Here is a 16,883-nt window from a genome sequence, read left to right on the forward strand (position 1 = left end):
TCAATTATGGCTTGATATAAACATAGCCTTCAAAAGCCTGAAGCTTAGCCACTTCTGCTACGCCAGAAGGAACAATCACCATACCTGGCAACAGCTTGCTTTTATCCAGCTTTCTGGATGTCAGCGTGTTGGCGCATACGTCAAATTGCACGCCTTTTGCCTGCAACTGTTCCACGTTCACATTGTAAGGATTACCATCCTTATCTGCAGCACCTTCAAAAAGGAAATCCACCCCTTTGCTGTGTGTCACAAAAACGAGTTTTGCATCTGGACTCGCATTCAGGTGATTCATAGCGTTTCTCATGGCACCTTTTGCGTCTGCACTGTCATTGACATGGTAAACCACTTTTTCCTGTTGTTTTGCACCACCTGTTGCGGCACAACCCGTCATACCTGCAAAACCTAACAATGCACCCAATAAAAGCAATATTTTGAACTGTTTCATTTCTGTCCCCTATCTCTCGTAGTTATATATATAAAATTCACACAGCATACTTGCTGATGCCTACACATTGAAGGGTTTTAAATGTTTTGTAAATAGTCCGAAAATACCCAATATTAGCGTTACATCATATTGATTTATAGAGAAAATAAGACAAAAATGTATACATATCCAATCAAAGGTATTGAATTCAAATTTTTTCCTTTTACAACAATTATGTAAACAATTTTACGACGGAAGAGGCGTGCCAATACAACAAATTCCAATTCATTACACTCTGGATCAACTATAATTTTAATGCCATTAAATTAGCCATTCTATTGCGTTTACATACTTCAGAGGGCACACATGGAGCATACCAAACATCTTCTGCTATTCGGCCGCGTTCAAGGTGTCTTTTTTCGGGAATCTTTTGCACAAAAAGCAGATGAACTGGGTATAACCGGATGGATACGCAATCTTAGCGATGGATCCCTTGAAGCCACCATTCAGGGAACCGAGGCAAATATTGATGAGATGATTAAGTGGGCACGCTCTGGCCCGGAGCTTGCACAAGTGACTCGTATGGAAATAACAGAAGGCAGTGGTCAATTTAATGATTTCAATCGGTTACAGACTTTGTAGTTACATGGCAATTATTTATTGAATTTGATCAGACGTTAGACCACCTCAATGTTTCATAGGTATATTTGTTAAACACCCCTGCAATTGTACATTACATCCAGAACTTTCTCATACATCGCACGCCAGCATTTGCGTCTAATCCGTGTTAAATCATACTAATACATTGACATTAATCCACATCAAAACTAGAATTAGAAGCTTTTCAGAATAGTCTGATATTGCCGTGCAATTTCCCATTTACCCGGAAAGCATGCAAGCATTCATAAAAATTCAATCAATTCATATTGAAATAGAAGTTGCGGAGTATTCAAGATGTCGCCAGCAGAGTTGGAAGTTGCCCAAATAATAGTCGAGGGACTTAATCTCGAAATAGATCACACAGAAATTGATCCGGAACAGCCTATGTACCGAGAAGGTCTTGGGTTAGACTCTATTGACATGCTGGAATTGTCACTGGTCATATCCAAAAAATATGGATTTCAGATCAAATCTGACGACCCTGACAATACAACCGTTTTTTCTTCCCTCAGAGCATTAACCCAGGCAATTGAAAAACGCCGTACCAAATAGGCTGCCATCTTAAAGATGCGCCAGCCAGCACACGAGTAAATCAAAGATGCTGGCCTTTCTCACCTTAAATCAAATAACAACATGAGTTCCAGCGCTGCCTCACTAGCTCAAACATCCGTACATCACACCGAGGCGCTACTTTTTTTTACGCTGTTGCAACTTGCTGTCATTGTCATTTTCAGCCGAATTGGCAATGAAGTGGCATCACGTTTTGCGCAATCCAGGGTTGTGGGTGAAATCATTATTGGCATCCTGCTTGGCCCTTCATTGTTTGGCCTGCTTGCGCCAGATCTCTTTAATTATGTGTTTCATTCCAGCTCTCAGGAGCCCATTACCATGTTGAGTCAGATCGGGCTGATCTTACTCATGTTTCAAATCGGCCTGGAATTTGATTTTTCCCATCTGACCACTTCGAACAATCGCAATGCTGTCATCCGTATTGCCGCTGCAGGACTTATTTTTCCTTTCGTCCTGGGTTTTATTTTTGGCTATTATTCAGCCCCCATACTTTCCCCTGGCGCTGCGCCGATGGCAACTGCACTATTCACTGCCACCGCATTCTCCATCACCGCGTTGCCCATTCTGGGGCGTATCATGATTGAATTCAACATGACACGATTGCCACTCGGTGTCATTGCCATCAGCGCTGCGGCCATTAACGATGTCATTGGCTGGCTTTTACTGGCGATTGTCACGGCGCTCGCTGTTTCAAACTTCTCGATGGAAAATTTCTTCATTACGCTTGTTCAGTTAGTGATGTATATCGTCGTAAGCTGGTGGGTGGTGCGCCCGCTATTGCGCCGCGCCATCCGACATTCAGTTGTTACCGAACACCGTTTTTCTGCCAATTTGCTGGGCGTGATTATTGCAGCCATATTCTTGTCAGCCATGATGACCTATAAAATCGGCATTTTCGCCATTTTTGGCGGTTTCATGATGGGGGTATTGCTCCATGATCAACTGGAAATCGTCAAAGCCTGGCGTAAAAAGGTGGGCGAATTCGTGACCGTTTTTTTTCTGCCGATCTTTTTCACCTATACCGGGTTGCGAACCAATATTGGCGGCCTCGACAGCATCGCCCTGTGGGGCTGGTGTCTGTTGCTTATCTCCCTCGCAACTATCGGCAAGTTCGGCGGATGTTACTGGGCGGCACGATGGTCTGGTATGAACCACGCCCAATCCAAGGTCATTGGCATCATGATGAATACCCGGGCACTGATGGAACTGATCATTATTAATGTAGGATACGACTTAGGCGTTATTTCACAAAACATGTTCACCATGCTTGTGCTCATGGCCATAGTCAGTACGGTGATTACCACGCCAGGACTAAGGCGCTGGCTACCTGGCGCAGGGATTCCGATTCCGGCCAGACAACACTTAGCCGATTAAATAACTGTTCCCTATACAAAATAACAGGACTATGTCAGCCCTGCGTGAACATTGAAAGTACATTCTAATGACTTTATCAAGACGATTTATTACAATAACGACCATGCTAAATATTATAAAATGCCCTTCTCATGCGGATTCCCCCCAATACTGCTTGATCAGTTCGGATTCCCCCAAAAAATGCACTGATAATTTACACATGGTTGCGAATAATGCGTGATAACTCGCTTGCAGACCAGCAGACAGACACCACTTGTGAAGTATTGGTGATTGGTAGCGGCCCAGCCGGTTCAACCATTGCTGCGCTATTAGCAGAACGGGGGCGTGATGTCGTTTTACTCGAAAAAGCCACGCATCCACGCTTCCATATTGGTGAATCACTATTACCTTTGAATTTGCCCCTCTTCGACCAGCTAGGGGTTCGTGAAGAAGTAGAACGTATCGGTATGGTGAAATATGGGGTGGAATTTGTTTCCCCCTGGCACGGCGATCCAGTCACTTTTGAATTTGCAGACGCGTGGGATAAATCATTTCCCCATGCTTACCAGGTTCCACGTGCTGATTTTGATCACATTCTTTTCAAGAAAGCCGTTTCAAATGGCGCCAAACCATTTGAGGGGCATAAAGTTACCGGGATTGAGTTTCTGTCGGATGAAGGTGCAAAGGTTACAGCGCTGGATGGCGATAAACAGTCCCATACATTCCATACCAGATTTGTCGTAGATGCGTCTGGCCGGGACACTTTTCTTGCCAATCATTTCGGCATCAAAAGTCGCGACAAAAAACACAACAGCGCCGCATTGTATGGTCACTTTACCAATGCTACGCGTTTGCCGGGTAAGTCCGAAGGCCATATCAGCCTGTTCTGGTTTGACCATGGCTGGTTCTGGTTTATCCCTCTTTCAGATGGCACAACGAGCGTGGGTGCAGTTTGCTGGCCTTACTACATGAAAACGCGTAAAACCGATCCGGCGCAATTTCTGATGGAAACAATTGCACTGTGTCCTGCGCTTCAAGAAAGACTCAAAGACGCGCAACTGGCTACACCTGTCACAGCCACAGGCAATTATTCCTACAAATCCAGTCGCACTGCTGGCCAGAATTACCTGCTGCTGGGGGATGCCTTTGCCTTCATTGATCCGGTATTTTCCTCTGGTGTATTTCTCGCCATGAACAGTGCGTTTGTCGGTGCCGATACGGTAGAAACCTGTCTGGATACTCCTCAGAAGACAGCAGGAGCCCTAAAAGCTTTTGATGCCACCATGCGCCGTGGCCCAAAAGTATTTTCCTGGTTTATTTACCGCATTACTACCCCTACTTTGCGCCATATGTTTTTGCGCCCTCGCAATGTGTTTCACCTGCAGGAAGCCATGTTATCGCTGCTGGCTGGTGATATCTTCCGAGGTACGCCGCTTGCATTACGATTGCTCGTATTCAAGACTTTTTACTACATGAACAGCCTTTTCAACTTTAAAGAAAGCTGGATGGCCTGGAAAAAACGCAAACTTTCCATCAGCGCAGCTGGAACAGAGATGACAGTTGATCAGAAATCATGATGCAAGAAACGTCTTCATCCATCGGCTTGCATTACCTGTCGTCGGAACAACTTGTTTCCTTTGTAAAGCAATTCCATAGTCACATTCTGGGCGTTGTTGGATACGGTAGCAAAAATGAAATCACACAAAAAATGGGCGTCCCTGCGGTATGGGTCGATATGCCTGTGCTTAATAGTCACAGCATGTATGAAGTGTGGACCAGCAGTGAACCTGTCACCCACAGCAATGATAATGGTATTGCCAGCACCCAAAATGAAGCGATTCTTTATGGTTCATTTGCAGTGCATCAATTACCCGGCGAAGATCTGGAATCAGCGACTTTCAGGGCCTATTCCAGCGTATTTGACTTCATAGATCGCCAAGGTTACCCCCATCTTTTGCGCATTTGGCACTATTTCCCCAAAATTAATGCACCAGAGAGTGGCCTGGAGCGTTACAGAGGATTCAATGTCGGCCGGCACGAAGCATTTACTGCCAAAGGTCGCCTGATAGCCAACATGACTGTCCCGGCAGCCTGTGCTCTGGGAACGGGCAGCGGCCCTCTGGTTGTCTATTTTATCGCAGGCAAACAGCCGGGCAAGCCACTTGAAAACCCCCGTCAGACGAGCGCCTACCATTATCCTGAACAGTTCGGGCCGCGCAGCCCAACCTTTTCCCGAGCCATCCTTGTCGGCACAGGTAAAGATCAAACCCTGTTTATTTCTGGAACAGCGAGTATCGTTGGACATGAAACCCTGCATGATAATGATGTCGTTAATCAAACTCGCGAAACCCTGGTCAATATCCAGACACTATTTGAACAGGCAAAGCAGGCCGGATTTGATGCCCTGGATCACGATCATCAACTGTTTTTAAAAGTCTACCTGAAGAATCCAGAAGATCTTCCGTTAGTGCGCGACCAGATTACAAAGGCTGTTGGCGACAAGAGTCACATTATTTTTTTCCAGGCTGATGTATGCCGGTCAGACTTACTGATCGAGATTGAAGGCATGGTAACTCACAGCCAGCCAGTCAAGCACTAGGCCAACAGATGCTCCCACTATCCCAAACCTGCTTAATTCGTAGCACGACTCCCCAAAGGGGGCATATCTGCGAACTTTCGTTTTGGGAAATGTGAAAGTGAACCCCATTTTAAAATGGTTGAGGCTTCCCTACGAATATTTTGTGCTGTATGGGGGATTACTCTTTTTTGGTGTCATGTGCCTGAGCTGGAGCCTGCCAGCCAGTTTGCTTTATCCGCTGCTACCAAGAAAAATAGGTGCGCCATTAGGCCAATTTGTCATCATGGCCGGATTCCGCAGCTATATTTTTCTGTTAAACGCCAGTGGCATCGTGAAATGTGACCTTAGCGCGCTGGACGCCTTGCGAAAAGAAGGGTCACTCATCATTGCCCCCAACCACCCTGCCCTCATCGATGTTGTACTGGTGGCCTCGCGCTTGCCGCATATCGTATGCGTTATGAAAGCGTGGATCTGGGACAGTCTCATGCTAGGTGGTGGCGCAAGGCTGGCAGGCTATATCCGAAACGACTCTCCCGGCAACATGATACGCCTGGCCTCAGCAGCCACCCAAAACGGCAATCAACTGCTTATTTTTCCAGAAGGTACGCGGACGCAAGCCCACCCCATTAATGATTTCAAAGCCGGCTTCGCTTTGATTGCCAAAAAGGCTGGCGTGCCGGTGCAAACCGTGTTCATTGAAACAAACAGCCCGTTTTTATGCAAAGACTGGCCGCTATTAAAAAAACCGGAATTCCCGATTTATTATCGGGTTTGCCTGGGCCAGCGTTTTGAGGTCAGCGGTGATGTTAAAACATTTGTTTCTGAGCTAAAACGTTATTTCATACAACATCTTGAGTCGCCTAACCATTGCCCTGGCGAATCCAGCCCGCTTAATATCACGCTTAACGCATGACCATCGCCTCAACGACCCATCTTGTACTCATCCCCAGTTACAACACGGGAGAAACCGTATTTTCAACGGTAAAAGCAGCAAGACAATTTTGGGAACCGGTTTGGGTCGTCGTGGATGGCAGTACGGACGGAACGGCTGAAAAACTCAGTAATATGGCAAAGACCGACACTGGCCTTAAAGTATTTCTGTTGCCGCAAAATCAAGGCAAAGGGGCTGCGGTATTACACGGACTCAATGAAGCCACTCAAGCCGGGTACACACACATCCTCACCATGGATGCAGACGGTCAACACCCTGCTGATAAAATCCCTGAATTCATGGCAACGTCCCTGGCCAATCCGGAATCCCTCATTCTGGGCCGGCCCGTTTTTGATGCAAGCGCACCTTCCCTGCGGGTGAATGGCCGCAAAGTTTCCAACTGGTGGGCCAATCTGGAAACACTGTGGCAAGGCATCGGCGATTCTCTCTTCGGGTTTAGAGTGTATCCAGTTGCGCCTTTAAGAAAAGTCATGAAGGGCCAGCACTGGATGCGCCGATTCGATTTTGACCCGGAAGCCGCCGTTCGCCTCTGCTGGCAAGGTGTCAAACCAGTCAATGTATCTGCACCTGTCAAATATCTGTTACCGGAAGAAGGCGGCGTATCTCACTTCAATTACCTTCGGGATAATGTATTACTTACCTGGATGCACACACGACTCTTCTTTGGTTTTTTAATCAGATTACCGCTATTATTGGCTAGAAAACTGCTTAATTTGACATAATTTGGCAAGGTACTGCAAAGTAACAACCCTTGGTCCCAGCAAACAAAGTCGTCAAGTAAATGCACCAAGGCCGTCCCCATATCCTGTATGACGCTTACCATGTAACCAATCATAACGTTTAACCCAATCGCGGCATAACTCCTGGGTTATACTATAGCGCTAAAAATGTAATTTTCTGCATTCCCGCTCATTTTTAACATTGAGTGCCAATCAATTAACATCAGGTTTTAGACTGACGCATATACATTTTCTTTTAGAAAAGTTATTTACAGCATCAAATCTGATTTTATTAGCAAATATTAAATGAAATATGTTTTATACATCACTATGATGCTTTATTTTCCGTCTTTTAGGACGGCTACTTAACGTTGGGTCCATGGGGGATGAATGTGAATATCTTTGATGGATCGCGCCGAATTGCCTACCTCGCTGGAGGACTTGCGACAGCGGGAACGTTGATTTTCGCTGCTACGTACGATCCGTACATCTCGGTCGACTATTCGATTGCGCGTCCTCGGGGCTCGTTCCAGCGAATGAAAGGGGCGTGTCCTAGTGAAGCTGCGCGACATTACTTTACGACAACATCGTCTTATGGAAAGCAGGTTTCTATCGACCTGTGCCTCTTCACAATGCCGTTCGGAAAAAATAATGACCAATTAGTCCCTTATAAGATCGACGAGAAGAATATGGTTTGGGGCGCTGGGTCATACAGTAGCGAAGTGTCTGCTTATGAAAGGGAATTAGAATCGCGTTTTGTCCTTCCAGCAGAAGATAGTAAATGGCTGGAGAAAGAAATCTCTCATCGCTACTGGGACAACTGGAAAGAAAGCCTAAAAAATCTCGGCATCGGACTGGCCATTTTTGCCGGTTTCGTTTGGGTCGTAGGCTGGATCACCCGAGGATTCATGGGCATCCCTCAAGGAATGGACAAGAAGCCAAGCAATGAGACCTAACAATCGTTTGCACTCGGACAGAAAAAAGCGCCGCTCCTTCGACGCTCTGCTTTTTGCTGCCGGTGATGCGAAGCGTTAGCTTTCAAACCAAAGAGAACATGAGCTGCATATTAAGAGTTTCTGGTGAATCTTTAAACGTTGATTCCTTGTTGTCTGAGTTTCAACTTGAAGCAGACCGTAGTTGGAAAAAAGGGGAGCCACGCACTCTAAAAGGTAAGCTATATACTGATTCTGGCGCAAACTTTGTTGCCAGTGGAGCTGACCTTGATGAGTTTAATCGTCAAGTTAATGAGGCCACCAAGTACTTGGAAATAAACGCACCAGTTATTTCGGAAATTGTTAAATTTCCCGGCATTCAAGATGCCGTTCTTGATTTTGGTGTTTCACTTAAAGAAGGGTATGTTACTCAATTTGCTTACTTGCCACCCAAACTCATTCAGCTTGCTGCTAGCGCGGGAATTGGAATTGAAATTTCTCATTACGCATGTGGGAATGATGACGGTGAAGATAGCTAACACCGGAATTCGAGCTTAACGTTAGAAATAACAAGGAAATTATCATGATCAGTAAATTATTAAGATGTAGTTTACTCGTAGCACTTATTTTCACTTTCTTTCAAGCGTTAGCTGAAAACAATAGTTGGCTAATTGGCAATTGGCTGCATACATATGACCCTGATGGCGACACCCAAGACAGGCTAACTTTCGCTGAGGATGGAAAGTTCACAACCACTGAGGTTTCGTCAGGGCGTAAAATTGATGGATCTTACTTGGTCAGGACAGATATGGTTAAAATAAACCTTACTCGCCAAGAGAAAATATTTATGAAAATAGATCTTACGTATGATGAAAGTAAAAGCAAGCTATATTACAAATCTGGGAAATCAGGTAATACTTCATATTATACGAAGATGAAGTAATGAACGGTCGGGGACATAGGTAACACTATTTTCGTTTTATTCTTCAATAGCCATAGTAAGCTTAGAAATACAAATCGTCGCTTTGCTTACTTTGCTTTATCAACAAAATAGCGTTCACAAAGATTTGGAAAAGTAATCGTTAAATGGTCGATTTAAACCTGTCATGGCAACGTGTCAGAGAAGGCCTTGGTTTGGCCTCTGATGGCTTGCATACGTACGAGAAACTCGTATCTCGATACTCCGAGCCTCACCGAAAATACCATACACTGCAACATCTTGCTGAGTGTAAAGCGTGGTTCCAAGTTGTCTCCAAGTTTGCGCAACACCCTGATGAAGTCGAAGCGGCACTGTGGTTCCACGATGCTATCTATGAACTCAAGCAACACGACAACGAAGAACGTTGTACCTCCTGGGCCCGGACAGTATTATTGGAAGCGGGTGCAGCAACTTCTTCTGCCTGCCGAGTCGAAAACCTTATCCTGGCAACAAAACACACTACCCTGCCAGCGTTGCCTGACGAACAACTTCTTGTGGACATTGATCTCTCTATTCTTGGCGCCTCCGAGCCCAGGTTTGCAGAGTACCAGCGTCAAATCAGGGAGGAATACAGCTTTGTACCAGAAGCCGTTTTCCGGGAAAAACGACGATCCATATTGCGATCGTTCGTTGATCGGAGGCGCATTTACAGTACGGATTACTTCCATGATGCATTGGAAGAACGTGCTCGAGCCAATCTTCAACGTGCTATTTCTGAAGCTGAGTAACGCCTTGTGCCTATTGATGAAAAAGTTGGCATGCGTCTTGAAGGGGGATGGCTAGAGAGGATAGTAACGTATTAAAATTTAACCCTCTCCCCAGCCCTCTCCCACAAGGGGAGAGCGGGATGTAGCGTTTTTGGATGGGAACTAATCAGCGTAATGCTTTAGCTGCTGCCACCATGTTCGCCAGTGCGGCTTCTGTTTCCGGCCAACCACGGGTTTTGAGGCCACAATCCGGATTCACCCAAAGATTTTCCGCTGGAATCACTTCGGCAGCTTTTTTCAGCAACCGGACCATTTCTTCTGTGGTTGGAATACGCGGGCTATGGATGTCATACACTCCGGGGCCAATTTCATTGGGATAGTTAAAGTCACCAAAACCACGCAATAATTCCATATCAGAACGCGATGTTTCTATTGTGATCACATCTGCATCCAGCGAGGCGATAGCCGGCAGTATGTCGTTAAATTCCGAATAACACATGTGGGTGTGAATTTGCGTTTCATCACTCACCCCGGAGGCTGATATGCGGAATGCGCGCCCTGCCCATGCCAGATAAGCTTTCCAATCTGCACGTCGCAATGGCAACCCCTCTCGTATAGCCGGTTCATCAATCTGGATAATACCGATATTGGCTTGTTCCAGATCGACCACTTCATCCCGTATGGCAAGGGCAATTTGAAGCGCAGTGCTGCTACGGGGCTGATCATTACGCACAAATGACCATTGCAATATGGTAACAGGGCCCGTTAACATGCCTTTCATCGGCTGGCTGGTGAGGCTTTGAGCGAAACTTGTCCATGTTACTGTCATGGCCTTAGGACGTGATACATCACCAAATATAATGGGTGGTTTCACGCAACGTGAACCATAGCTTTGCACCCATCCGTTTTGGGTGAAGGCAAACCCATCCAATTGCTCACCAAAATATTCAACCATGTCATTGCGCTCGGCTTCTCCGTGAACCAGCACATCCAACCCAAGCTGAATTTGCTTGTTAACAGATAATTCGATCTCTGCCTGCATTGCCTTGGTGTAGCCATCTGCTGTCAGTTCATTGCGCTTATAAGCAGCGCGTGCAGCGCGTATTTCTTTGGTTTGTGGGAATGAGCCGATACTGGTTGTAGGAAACAGGGGCAATTTAAAACGACTGCGTTGTAGTATCTGACGATTTTTGAAATGAGAGCGACGCTGGTCTGCATCTGTCGGTAAACTGGCTATTCGATCTGTCACATCTGAATTATGCACGCGAGTGCTTTGACGGCGGGAGGTGGCTGCAGTTCTGGATGCACTAAATGCATGTTCTGCACTTGCTACACTTTGGTCTATGGCAACTTTAAGCGCACCTAGCTCTTCCAGCTTTTGTACTGCGAATGCCAGCCATGAACGCAGTTCATCGTCCAGCGCGGTTTCAGCAGATAAATCAACCGGTACATGTTGCAATGAGCAGGACGGCGCCAACCACAACCTTTCACCTAACCTTGCACGCGCAATTTCCACTGCGGCCAATGCCTGATCCAGATCTGCACGCCAGATATTGCGCCCATCAATCACTCCCAGGGACAACACTTTATAATGTGCCAGACGATCTATGACGTGATTGATCTGTTGCGAAGCACGCACTGCATCTATATGCAGCCCGGCTACAGGTAAATTGCAAGTGAGTACCAGATTATCTTCCAGCGCACCAAAATAGGTTGCCAGCAATAATTTTATACCAGCTGCATTGAGCCGATTGTAAACGGGCTCATAAGCTGCTTTCCATTCAACCGGCAAATCCAGACACAGGATAGGCTCATCAATTTGCACCCATTCAACACCCATTTTTTTGAGTTTGAATAAAATCTCACCATAGACAGGAATGAGTTGTTCCATCAAATCCAGACGGTCAAAACTTGCCGTTTTTTCTTTTCCCAGATACAGGAACGTAAGCGGTCCTATTAGGCTTGCTTTCACTTTATGCCCTAATGCTTGTGCCTCGGCCACTTCATCAAACAATCTGCTGGAATTGAGTTTGAAATGGGTGTCTGCCGTAAATTCCGGGACTAAATAATGATAGTTGGTATCGAACCATTTGGTCATTTCCAATGCCCAGGTGCCTTGATTGTCTGGCGTGTGTCCACTGCAACATGAAGCTGCTTCGTTCGCCACGCCACGTGCCAGCGTAAAGTATCGGTTAAGCTCCGGCACTTGCTCTGTGAAGTCAAAACGATTGGGTTCACAGCCAAGCAATTGAATATGATTAAGCATTTGGTCGTAATAGGCAAAATCGCCCACGCTGACATAATCAAGACCTGCATTTTTTTGAATTTGCCAGTGTTGCACACGCAGCTCTTGCCCTGTTGCTTCAAGTGATTCTGCATTAATTTCGCCGCGCCAATATTGCTCCAGCGCAAACTTGAGTTCTCGATTTTTACCAATTCTTGGGAAACCAAGGCTATGTATGGTGGTCATGTATTTATGCTCCGTTAATTGATAACGTGCATCTTGCGGCATCATGTATTATGATTCAAACGAATTGTTTTCTTAATATCCATGAATTTTTTTCATACATGCTTACCCTGAAACATTTACGCCTGATTGAAGCCCTGAAGAACAGCGGCAGCATTACCCGTGCAGCAACGCGGCTTTACTTGACGCAATCTGCGCTTTCACATCAGTTGGTTGCGCTGGAAACCCATTTCGGTGTCACGCTGTTTGAGCGGTCTCGCCCTTTGCGGTTAACTCCGGCAGGGGAATTATTGCTGGCGTTATCACTAGAGGTCATGCCCAAGATGGAAGCTGCAGAACGCAATCTGGCACGGTTAGCAGAAGACAACCAGCCCGGTAAATTGCGTATTGTTGTGGAGTGCCATACTTGTTATGACTGGCTCATGCCAGCCATGGACGCCTATCGCACCCATTGGCCAGAAGTGGAGATGGATCTGGTAGGCGGTTTTCACACTGACCCTGTTGCGCTACTGACTGAAGACAAGGCTGATCTGGTCATTTTATCGGAGATCGGCAAACAAAAAGGCGTGGTATTTAACCCGCTGTTTCGATATGAAATGCTCGCATTAATGGCGACAGGTCACCCATTAGCAGCAAAATCCTATTTAACAGCAAAAGACTTTATCCATGACACATTGATTACTTATCCAGCACCGGACCGTTTACTGGATCTGGTGCGCAGAGTCCTTAAACCTGCTGGTATTACACCAGAACGTCGCCATGCCGAACTGACCATTGCTATCGTGCAACTGGTAGCCAGTCGCAAGGGATTGGCAGCTTTACCTGCCTGGGCGATTCAATCTTATCTGGAGCGTGGTTATGTGGTTGCACGCCCTATCACCAAACGCGGATTATGGAGCGGGCTATACACCGCCTCACGTGAAAATGATGCAGGACGGGCTTTTCAAAAGGATTTTGTGGCTACGCTTCGGGAGCAAGCATTTATGACACTGCCCGGGATAGAACCGCTCGTATAAAGAGCAATGCATTTTATCGTCAGATACTATTTTCCGGGTTTAGTCTCGAGTTTTACATACTGAGAGATTAGCAAAATACGGACTGTCTCAAATTTCTACTATCAGACCATGCCACCATTAATAGAAATAATCTGGCCTGACACATAGGCAGCCTGTTCAGAAGCCATAAAGCTCACCAAATCTGCCACCTCTTCCGGCTTACCTGCCCGTTTCATCGGCACCATCTGATTGATCATTTCTTTGGTGAACACACCATCCGTCATTGCCGAAGCAATAATACCCGGCGCAATAGCATTTACGGTGATACCCCTGCTTGCTAATTCAAGCGAGAGGGATTTGGTTGCACCATGCAACCCCGCTTTTGCAGCGGCGTAATTGGTTTGCCCACGGTTACCGACGATGGCTGCGATCGACGATATATTCACGATGCGCCCCCAACGGGTGCTGATCATGGGCATCAGCAGTGGCTGGGTGACATTAAAAAATCCATTCAGGGAGACATCAATCACTCGTGTCCATTGGTCTGTCTTCATGCCCGGCATTACGGCATCATCGTGTATGCCAGCATTATTGACCAAAATTTGTATTGGACCATCAACTAACAACGCCTGCAGTGCAGCACTGGTACTCTCACTGTCTGCCACATCAAAAGCGACAGCAGATGCTGCCCCTCCACTGGTAACAATTTCTGCTGCAATGTGTTGCGCCTGTTTTAAATTCGAATTTGCGTGAACATAAACATGGCAGCCATCCACGGCAAGTTTACGACAGATAGCAGCGCCTATAGACCCGCTGCCGCCAGTGACAAGCGCACGTTTCATGCTGTTTCTCCTGTCACATTCAATACCACGGTTGCACGACCCTGCAGCACTGCAGTTGCCCCTACTTTCAGTGAGAAATTATAAATTGCCAGACTTGCATCACCCATTACCTGTTCCGCATCCACCACCATTTCACCCTCTAAATCATCCAGTCGACTGACGTGACACACCACATCTCGCAATCCGGCCAGATAACCGGATTTGGGCTTTTCATCCACCAGGCCCGTTAACCCGCCATGTACCGCCATTGCCTGTGCGGCATATTCGATACCGCTTAACGCTGGTAATTGCCCATTAATTCGCATCGGATTAGCTACATCGTGATGGGTTTGACTGACACAAGTAATTGAGTTTGCATCCCAGTGACTCACTCCATCCAGCAAACACATGTTACCGGTGTGCGGAATCATACCTGCGATCGCTTCTTTGGTTACTAACACGGTTGCACCGCTACCCGCAGATAGTTTCCGGCGACGTATTCCAGAAATACCACTTCCTGAGACTTACGTGCCAGCGCTGCCAGAAGGGGCAATGCACGGGCTGCAGGTATGCTAGCTCTGAGTGTTTCTAATGCGGGATCAGTCATGGGTGTCGGACAATCTATATTTGCCACAAGGCTCACATCCAACGCGGCAAAAGTATGCTCTGTTACATTAGGGGTAAGCACCAGCGCCACGCCAAAATTTCCACCAATGTGACGTACTGCATGCAGCGGTTCCGGATAAGGATGATCGTAGGCGATCAGCGCAACAGGTATGCCATCCACCACGATTTGCGTTGTTGACTCCAGTAAGCCTGAGGAAAAACTGGCGTCATAACAACAAAGGCTGGTTGAAGGCTCCTGAGAGTGTGTGGCAATGCTCCAGTAACCTGCTGCCGCATTGTGAACAGAATTGTGAAATCGGGTTGGGGATACTTCCAGTTCCGCGACAGCAAGTGTTTCACAAATATGATGCAAGTTATCGCCGTCACCACCTGAAGATGAAAATACAGTGGCAGTGGTTGCTGGGTCACGCTGCGCATTTGCAAAAGCTTCCTGCCCAACAGCAAGCGACAGCTTGACTGGCACGCCTGTGCGGCGGCGCTCGGCTGCTGGTAATAATTCACTGGCTTTAAGCTCGGTTGGCGCGGAAACGTAGGCTTCATTAGCCGTCAGACAGGATAAGCTGAAATGCCATCCATTCAGACCGGGGCCAAGCAAACCAACGCCTTCAACATATATCTTCATCAAATAGCCCTTCCCAGTACCAGACTACAGTTACTGCCGCCGAAGCCAAAGGAATTACTGACCACCCGGTTAACCGGTATGGCAAGATTGTTTATCTGATAATTACTTTTCAGTTCAGGATCAAGATCCAGAGTATTCAGACTACCGGGGATCAGGCTGTTTTCTATGGCAAGCATCGAAATAATTGCTTCTGTTATGCCTGCCGCACCCAATAAGTGCCCTGTCCAGCCTTTGGTGGAACTGCATGGCGTTTTTGCACCAAACACGCCGTAAACTGCTTTATCTTCGCTGGCGTCATTGGACTTAGTGGACGTGCCATGCAAATTAACGTAATCAATATCTTCAGGGCGGAGCCCGGCAGCATTGAGCGCGCTCTGGATAGCCAGCTTTGCTCCCATTCCCTCTGGGTGCGGAGTAGACATGTGATAGGCATCGCTACTTTCACCAATGCCTAAAAGCAGCATTTCTCCGGCTGATTGAGTAGATTGTTTTTCCAACAGGGCAAAGCCGGCACCTTCTCCGAGAGAAATGCCATCGCGATTCACGTCGTAAGGACGGCAAGGTGATTGTGACACCAGACCCAATGAATTAAATCCATAGAGTGTGGTCAGACACAACGTATCCACCCCTCCAACAATAGCTGCATCGCATACACCAGCAGCTATCATGCGTGCAGCATTACCAAACACCTTGGCCGTAGAAGAGCAAGCAGAAGAAACCACCACTGATGGACCTTTCAAGCCGAAATAACGCTGAACAAAATCAGCCAGGGAAAAGGTATTCTGCGTTTGTGCATAATGAAAGTCTGCTGGCAGCGCACCCGATTCAGAATCCCGTCTGCGATAAGCCAATTCCGTTTGCAATATGCCGGAAGTACTCGTACCCATAAACACACCAATACGATCAGCACCATACTTCTGAATGGCGGCTTCTATGGATTCAGCAAATCCATCCTGTTGCAAGCCAACTTGCGCCAACCGGTTATTACGGCAGTCATATTCGGCAAGATCCGGTCTGATACGCTCGTTTTCCAGCCCTGCTACTTGCCCGACATAGGTATTCAGCGCCACATTTTCAAAAGCACAGGGCGCCAGACCTGAACGTCTGTCACGCAGGGCATTGGCAGTCGCAGCCAAACCAGCGCCCAGACTATTTACAATGGCAGTACGTGAAATAACAAGAGGTTGCATGCAAATAATATGGAGAAAATGAAAAAGGGATGAATCCCGCGAATTTTGTTTGTAAATGCTCTAAAAGGGCAATAATTGCACAGTAAGTAACCGATTTTAACAAATACGTAACATATCCACTAGCCGCATAGTTATTTGAACTGAAATCACAAGAGCAAATCTGTATTACAGCGAACAACTCAGATTTATAAAAAAACACTGGATGAAGTAATATTTCATTTTTACCGCAGAGGCGCGGAGGCGCCGAGAAAAATACATTTACAAATCCCTTCCAGATAAAACGCTCC

At 46.7% G+C, this 16,883-nt stretch carries 18 protein-coding genes; 12 read left to right on the forward strand and 6 right to left on the reverse strand.

What is annotated here, in order from left to right:
- Positions 1–4 precede the first annotated feature (4 nt).
- Complete coding sequence (locus EDC63_RS07700; protein ID WP_124945569.1) at positions 5–445, reverse strand: DsrE family protein; 441 nt, start codon at positions 443–445, stop codon at positions 5–7.
- Between the two features lie 345 nt (positions 446–790).
- Between EDC63_RS07700 and EDC63_RS07705 the strand changes: the two genes are divergently transcribed.
- The 11 genes from EDC63_RS07705 (at position 791) to EDC63_RS07755 (ending at position 9,895) form a co-directional block, all read left to right on the forward strand.
- Positions 791–1,066 carry an acylphosphatase gene (locus EDC63_RS07705; protein WP_124945568.1) on the forward strand — a complete coding sequence of 92 codons (276 nt, stop codon included), beginning with the start codon at positions 791–793 and terminating at the stop codon, positions 1,064–1,066.
- A gap of 312 nt (positions 1,067–1,378) precedes the next feature.
- A complete protein-coding gene (locus EDC63_RS07710; protein WP_124945567.1) occupies positions 1,379–1,636 on the forward strand; it encodes a phosphopantetheine-binding protein in 258 nt (85 codons plus the stop codon).
- Between the two features lie 81 nt (positions 1,637–1,717).
- Entirely contained in the window at positions 1,718–3,028 is a 1,311-nt protein-coding gene (locus tag EDC63_RS07715; RefSeq protein WP_124945566.1) for a cation:proton antiporter, read from the forward strand.
- A 212-nt stretch (positions 3,029–3,240) separates the two neighbouring features.
- The gene (locus EDC63_RS07720) at positions 3,241–4,584 is read left to right on the forward strand and encodes an NAD(P)/FAD-dependent oxidoreductase (protein WP_124945565.1); all 1,344 of its coding nucleotides are present in this window, start codon (positions 3,241–3,243) and stop codon (positions 4,582–4,584) included.
- Positions 4,581–5,606, forward strand: coding sequence for a chorismate transformation enzyme, FkbO/Hyg5 family (locus EDC63_RS07725; RefSeq protein WP_124945564.1), 1,026 nt, complete (start codon positions 4,581–4,583; stop codon positions 5,604–5,606). Before EDC63_RS07720 ends, EDC63_RS07725 begins: the two co-directional genes overlap by 4 nt.
- Before the next feature lie 97 nt (positions 5,607–5,703).
- Positions 5,704–6,498 (forward strand): lysophospholipid acyltransferase family protein, encoded by a 795-nt coding sequence (locus EDC63_RS07730; RefSeq protein ID WP_223248192.1) that lies wholly within the window; start codon positions 5,704–5,706, stop codon positions 6,496–6,498.
- On the forward strand, positions 6,495–7,259 hold the full coding sequence (locus EDC63_RS07735) for a glycosyltransferase family 2 protein (RefSeq protein WP_124945563.1): 765 nt from the start codon (positions 6,495–6,497) through the stop codon (positions 7,257–7,259). The genes EDC63_RS07730 and EDC63_RS07735 overlap by 4 nt, the downstream gene beginning before the upstream one ends.
- A gap of 389 nt (positions 7,260–7,648) precedes the next feature.
- Positions 7,649–8,212: a hypothetical protein gene (locus EDC63_RS07740; RefSeq protein WP_124945562.1), complete on the forward strand. Its 564-nt coding sequence runs from the start codon at positions 7,649–7,651 to the stop codon at positions 8,210–8,212.
- A 98-nt stretch (positions 8,213–8,310) separates the two neighbouring features.
- Positions 8,311–8,727, forward strand: coding sequence for a hypothetical protein (locus tag EDC63_RS07745; RefSeq protein ID WP_124945561.1), 417 nt, complete (start codon positions 8,311–8,313; stop codon positions 8,725–8,727).
- A gap of 44 nt (positions 8,728–8,771) precedes the next feature.
- On the forward strand, positions 8,772–9,131 hold the full coding sequence (locus EDC63_RS07750) for a hypothetical protein (RefSeq protein WP_124945560.1): 360 nt from the start codon (positions 8,772–8,774) through the stop codon (positions 9,129–9,131).
- Positions 9,132–9,274: 143 nt separating this feature from the next.
- Positions 9,275–9,895, forward strand: coding sequence for an HD domain-containing protein (locus EDC63_RS07755; protein ID WP_124945559.1), 621 nt, complete (start codon positions 9,275–9,277; stop codon positions 9,893–9,895).
- Between the two features lie 145 nt (positions 9,896–10,040).
- Here EDC63_RS07755 and metE read toward each other — a convergent pair whose 3' ends face one another.
- Positions 10,041–12,344: a 5-methyltetrahydropteroyltriglutamate--homocysteine S-methyltransferase gene (gene metE, locus EDC63_RS07760; RefSeq protein ID WP_132920905.1), complete on the reverse strand. Its 2,304-nt coding sequence runs from the start codon at positions 12,342–12,344 to the stop codon at positions 10,041–10,043.
- A gap of 98 nt (positions 12,345–12,442) precedes the next feature.
- On the opposite strand from metE, the gene EDC63_RS07765 reads away from it, so the two are divergent.
- The gene (locus tag EDC63_RS07765) at positions 12,443–13,357 is read left to right on the forward strand and encodes a LysR family transcriptional regulator (protein ID WP_124945558.1); all 915 of its coding nucleotides are present in this window, start codon (positions 12,443–12,445) and stop codon (positions 13,355–13,357) included.
- 101 nt (positions 13,358–13,458) lie between these two features.
- Here EDC63_RS07765 and fabG read toward each other — a convergent pair whose 3' ends face one another.
- Genes fabG through EDC63_RS07785 form a run of 4 tightly spaced genes read right to left on the reverse strand, consistent with a single transcriptional unit; the run spans position 13,459 to position 16,596 of the window.
- A complete protein-coding gene (gene fabG / locus EDC63_RS07770) occupies positions 13,459–14,178 on the reverse strand; it encodes a 3-oxoacyl-ACP reductase FabG (protein WP_124945557.1) in 720 nt (239 codons plus the stop codon).
- Complete coding sequence (locus EDC63_RS07775) at positions 14,175–14,618, reverse strand: ApeP family dehydratase (protein ID WP_124945556.1); 444 nt, start codon at positions 14,616–14,618, stop codon at positions 14,175–14,177. The genes fabG and EDC63_RS07775 overlap by 4 nt, the downstream gene beginning before the upstream one ends.
- Positions 14,612–15,406: a beta-ketoacyl synthase chain length factor gene (locus EDC63_RS07780; protein WP_124945555.1), complete on the reverse strand. Its 795-nt coding sequence runs from the start codon at positions 15,404–15,406 to the stop codon at positions 14,612–14,614. Before EDC63_RS07780 ends, EDC63_RS07775 begins: the two co-directional genes overlap by 7 nt.
- Entirely contained in the window at positions 15,406–16,596 is a 1,191-nt protein-coding gene (locus tag EDC63_RS07785) for a beta-ketoacyl-[acyl-carrier-protein] synthase family protein (protein ID WP_124945554.1), read from the reverse strand. Before EDC63_RS07785 ends, EDC63_RS07780 begins: the two co-directional genes overlap by 1 nt.
- Between the last annotated feature and the right edge of the window lie 287 nt (positions 16,597–16,883).

It is taken from the genome of Sulfurirhabdus autotrophica (assembly GCF_004346685.1).
Taxonomy (GTDB): Bacteria; Pseudomonadota; Gammaproteobacteria; order Burkholderiales; family SMCO01; genus Sulfurirhabdus; species Sulfurirhabdus autotrophica.

What these genes read in the sequence shown, in the direction of transcription:
- EDC63_RS07700 (WP_124945569.1), bottom strand. Translation starts at nt 445, where the DNA reads ATGAAACAGTTCAAAATATTGCTTTTATTGGGTGCATTGTTAGGTTTT.
- EDC63_RS07705 (WP_124945568.1), top strand. Translation starts at nt 791, where the DNA reads ATGGAGCATACCAAACATCTTCTGCTATTCGGCCGCGTTCAAGGTGTC.
- EDC63_RS07710 (WP_124945567.1), top strand. Translation starts at nt 1,379, where the DNA reads ATGTCGCCAGCAGAGTTGGAAGTTGCCCAAATAATAGTCGAGGGACTT.
- EDC63_RS07715 (WP_124945566.1), top strand. Translation starts at nt 1,718, where the DNA reads ATGAGTTCCAGCGCTGCCTCACTAGCTCAAACATCCGTACATCACACC.
- EDC63_RS07720 (WP_124945565.1), top strand. Translation starts at nt 3,241, where the DNA reads ATGCGTGATAACTCGCTTGCAGACCAGCAGACAGACACCACTTGTGAA.
- EDC63_RS07725 (WP_124945564.1), top strand. Translation starts at nt 4,581, where the DNA reads ATGATGCAAGAAACGTCTTCATCCATCGGCTTGCATTACCTGTCGTCG.
- EDC63_RS07735 (WP_124945563.1), top strand. Translation starts at nt 6,495, where the DNA reads ATGACCATCGCCTCAACGACCCATCTTGTACTCATCCCCAGTTACAAC.
- EDC63_RS07745 (WP_124945561.1), top strand. Translation starts at nt 8,311, where the DNA reads ATGAGCTGCATATTAAGAGTTTCTGGTGAATCTTTAAACGTTGATTCC.
- EDC63_RS07750 (WP_124945560.1), top strand. Translation starts at nt 8,772, where the DNA reads ATGATCAGTAAATTATTAAGATGTAGTTTACTCGTAGCACTTATTTTC.
- EDC63_RS07755 (WP_124945559.1), top strand. Translation starts at nt 9,275, where the DNA reads ATGGTCGATTTAAACCTGTCATGGCAACGTGTCAGAGAAGGCCTTGGT.
- metE (WP_132920905.1), bottom strand. Translation starts at nt 12,344, where the DNA reads ATGACCACCATACATAGCCTTGGTTTCCCAAGAATTGGTAAAAATCGA.
- EDC63_RS07765 (WP_124945558.1), top strand. Translation starts at nt 12,443, where the DNA reads ATGCTTACCCTGAAACATTTACGCCTGATTGAAGCCCTGAAGAACAGC.
- fabG (WP_124945557.1), bottom strand. Translation starts at nt 14,178, where the DNA reads ATGAAACGTGCGCTTGTCACTGGCGGCAGCGGGTCTATAGGCGCTGCT.
- EDC63_RS07780 (WP_124945555.1), bottom strand. Translation starts at nt 15,406, where the DNA reads ATGAAGATATATGTTGAAGGCGTTGGTTTGCTTGGCCCCGGTCTGAAT.
- EDC63_RS07785 (WP_124945554.1), bottom strand. Translation starts at nt 16,596, where the DNA reads ATGCAACCTCTTGTTATTTCACGTACTGCCATTGTAAATAGTCTGGGC.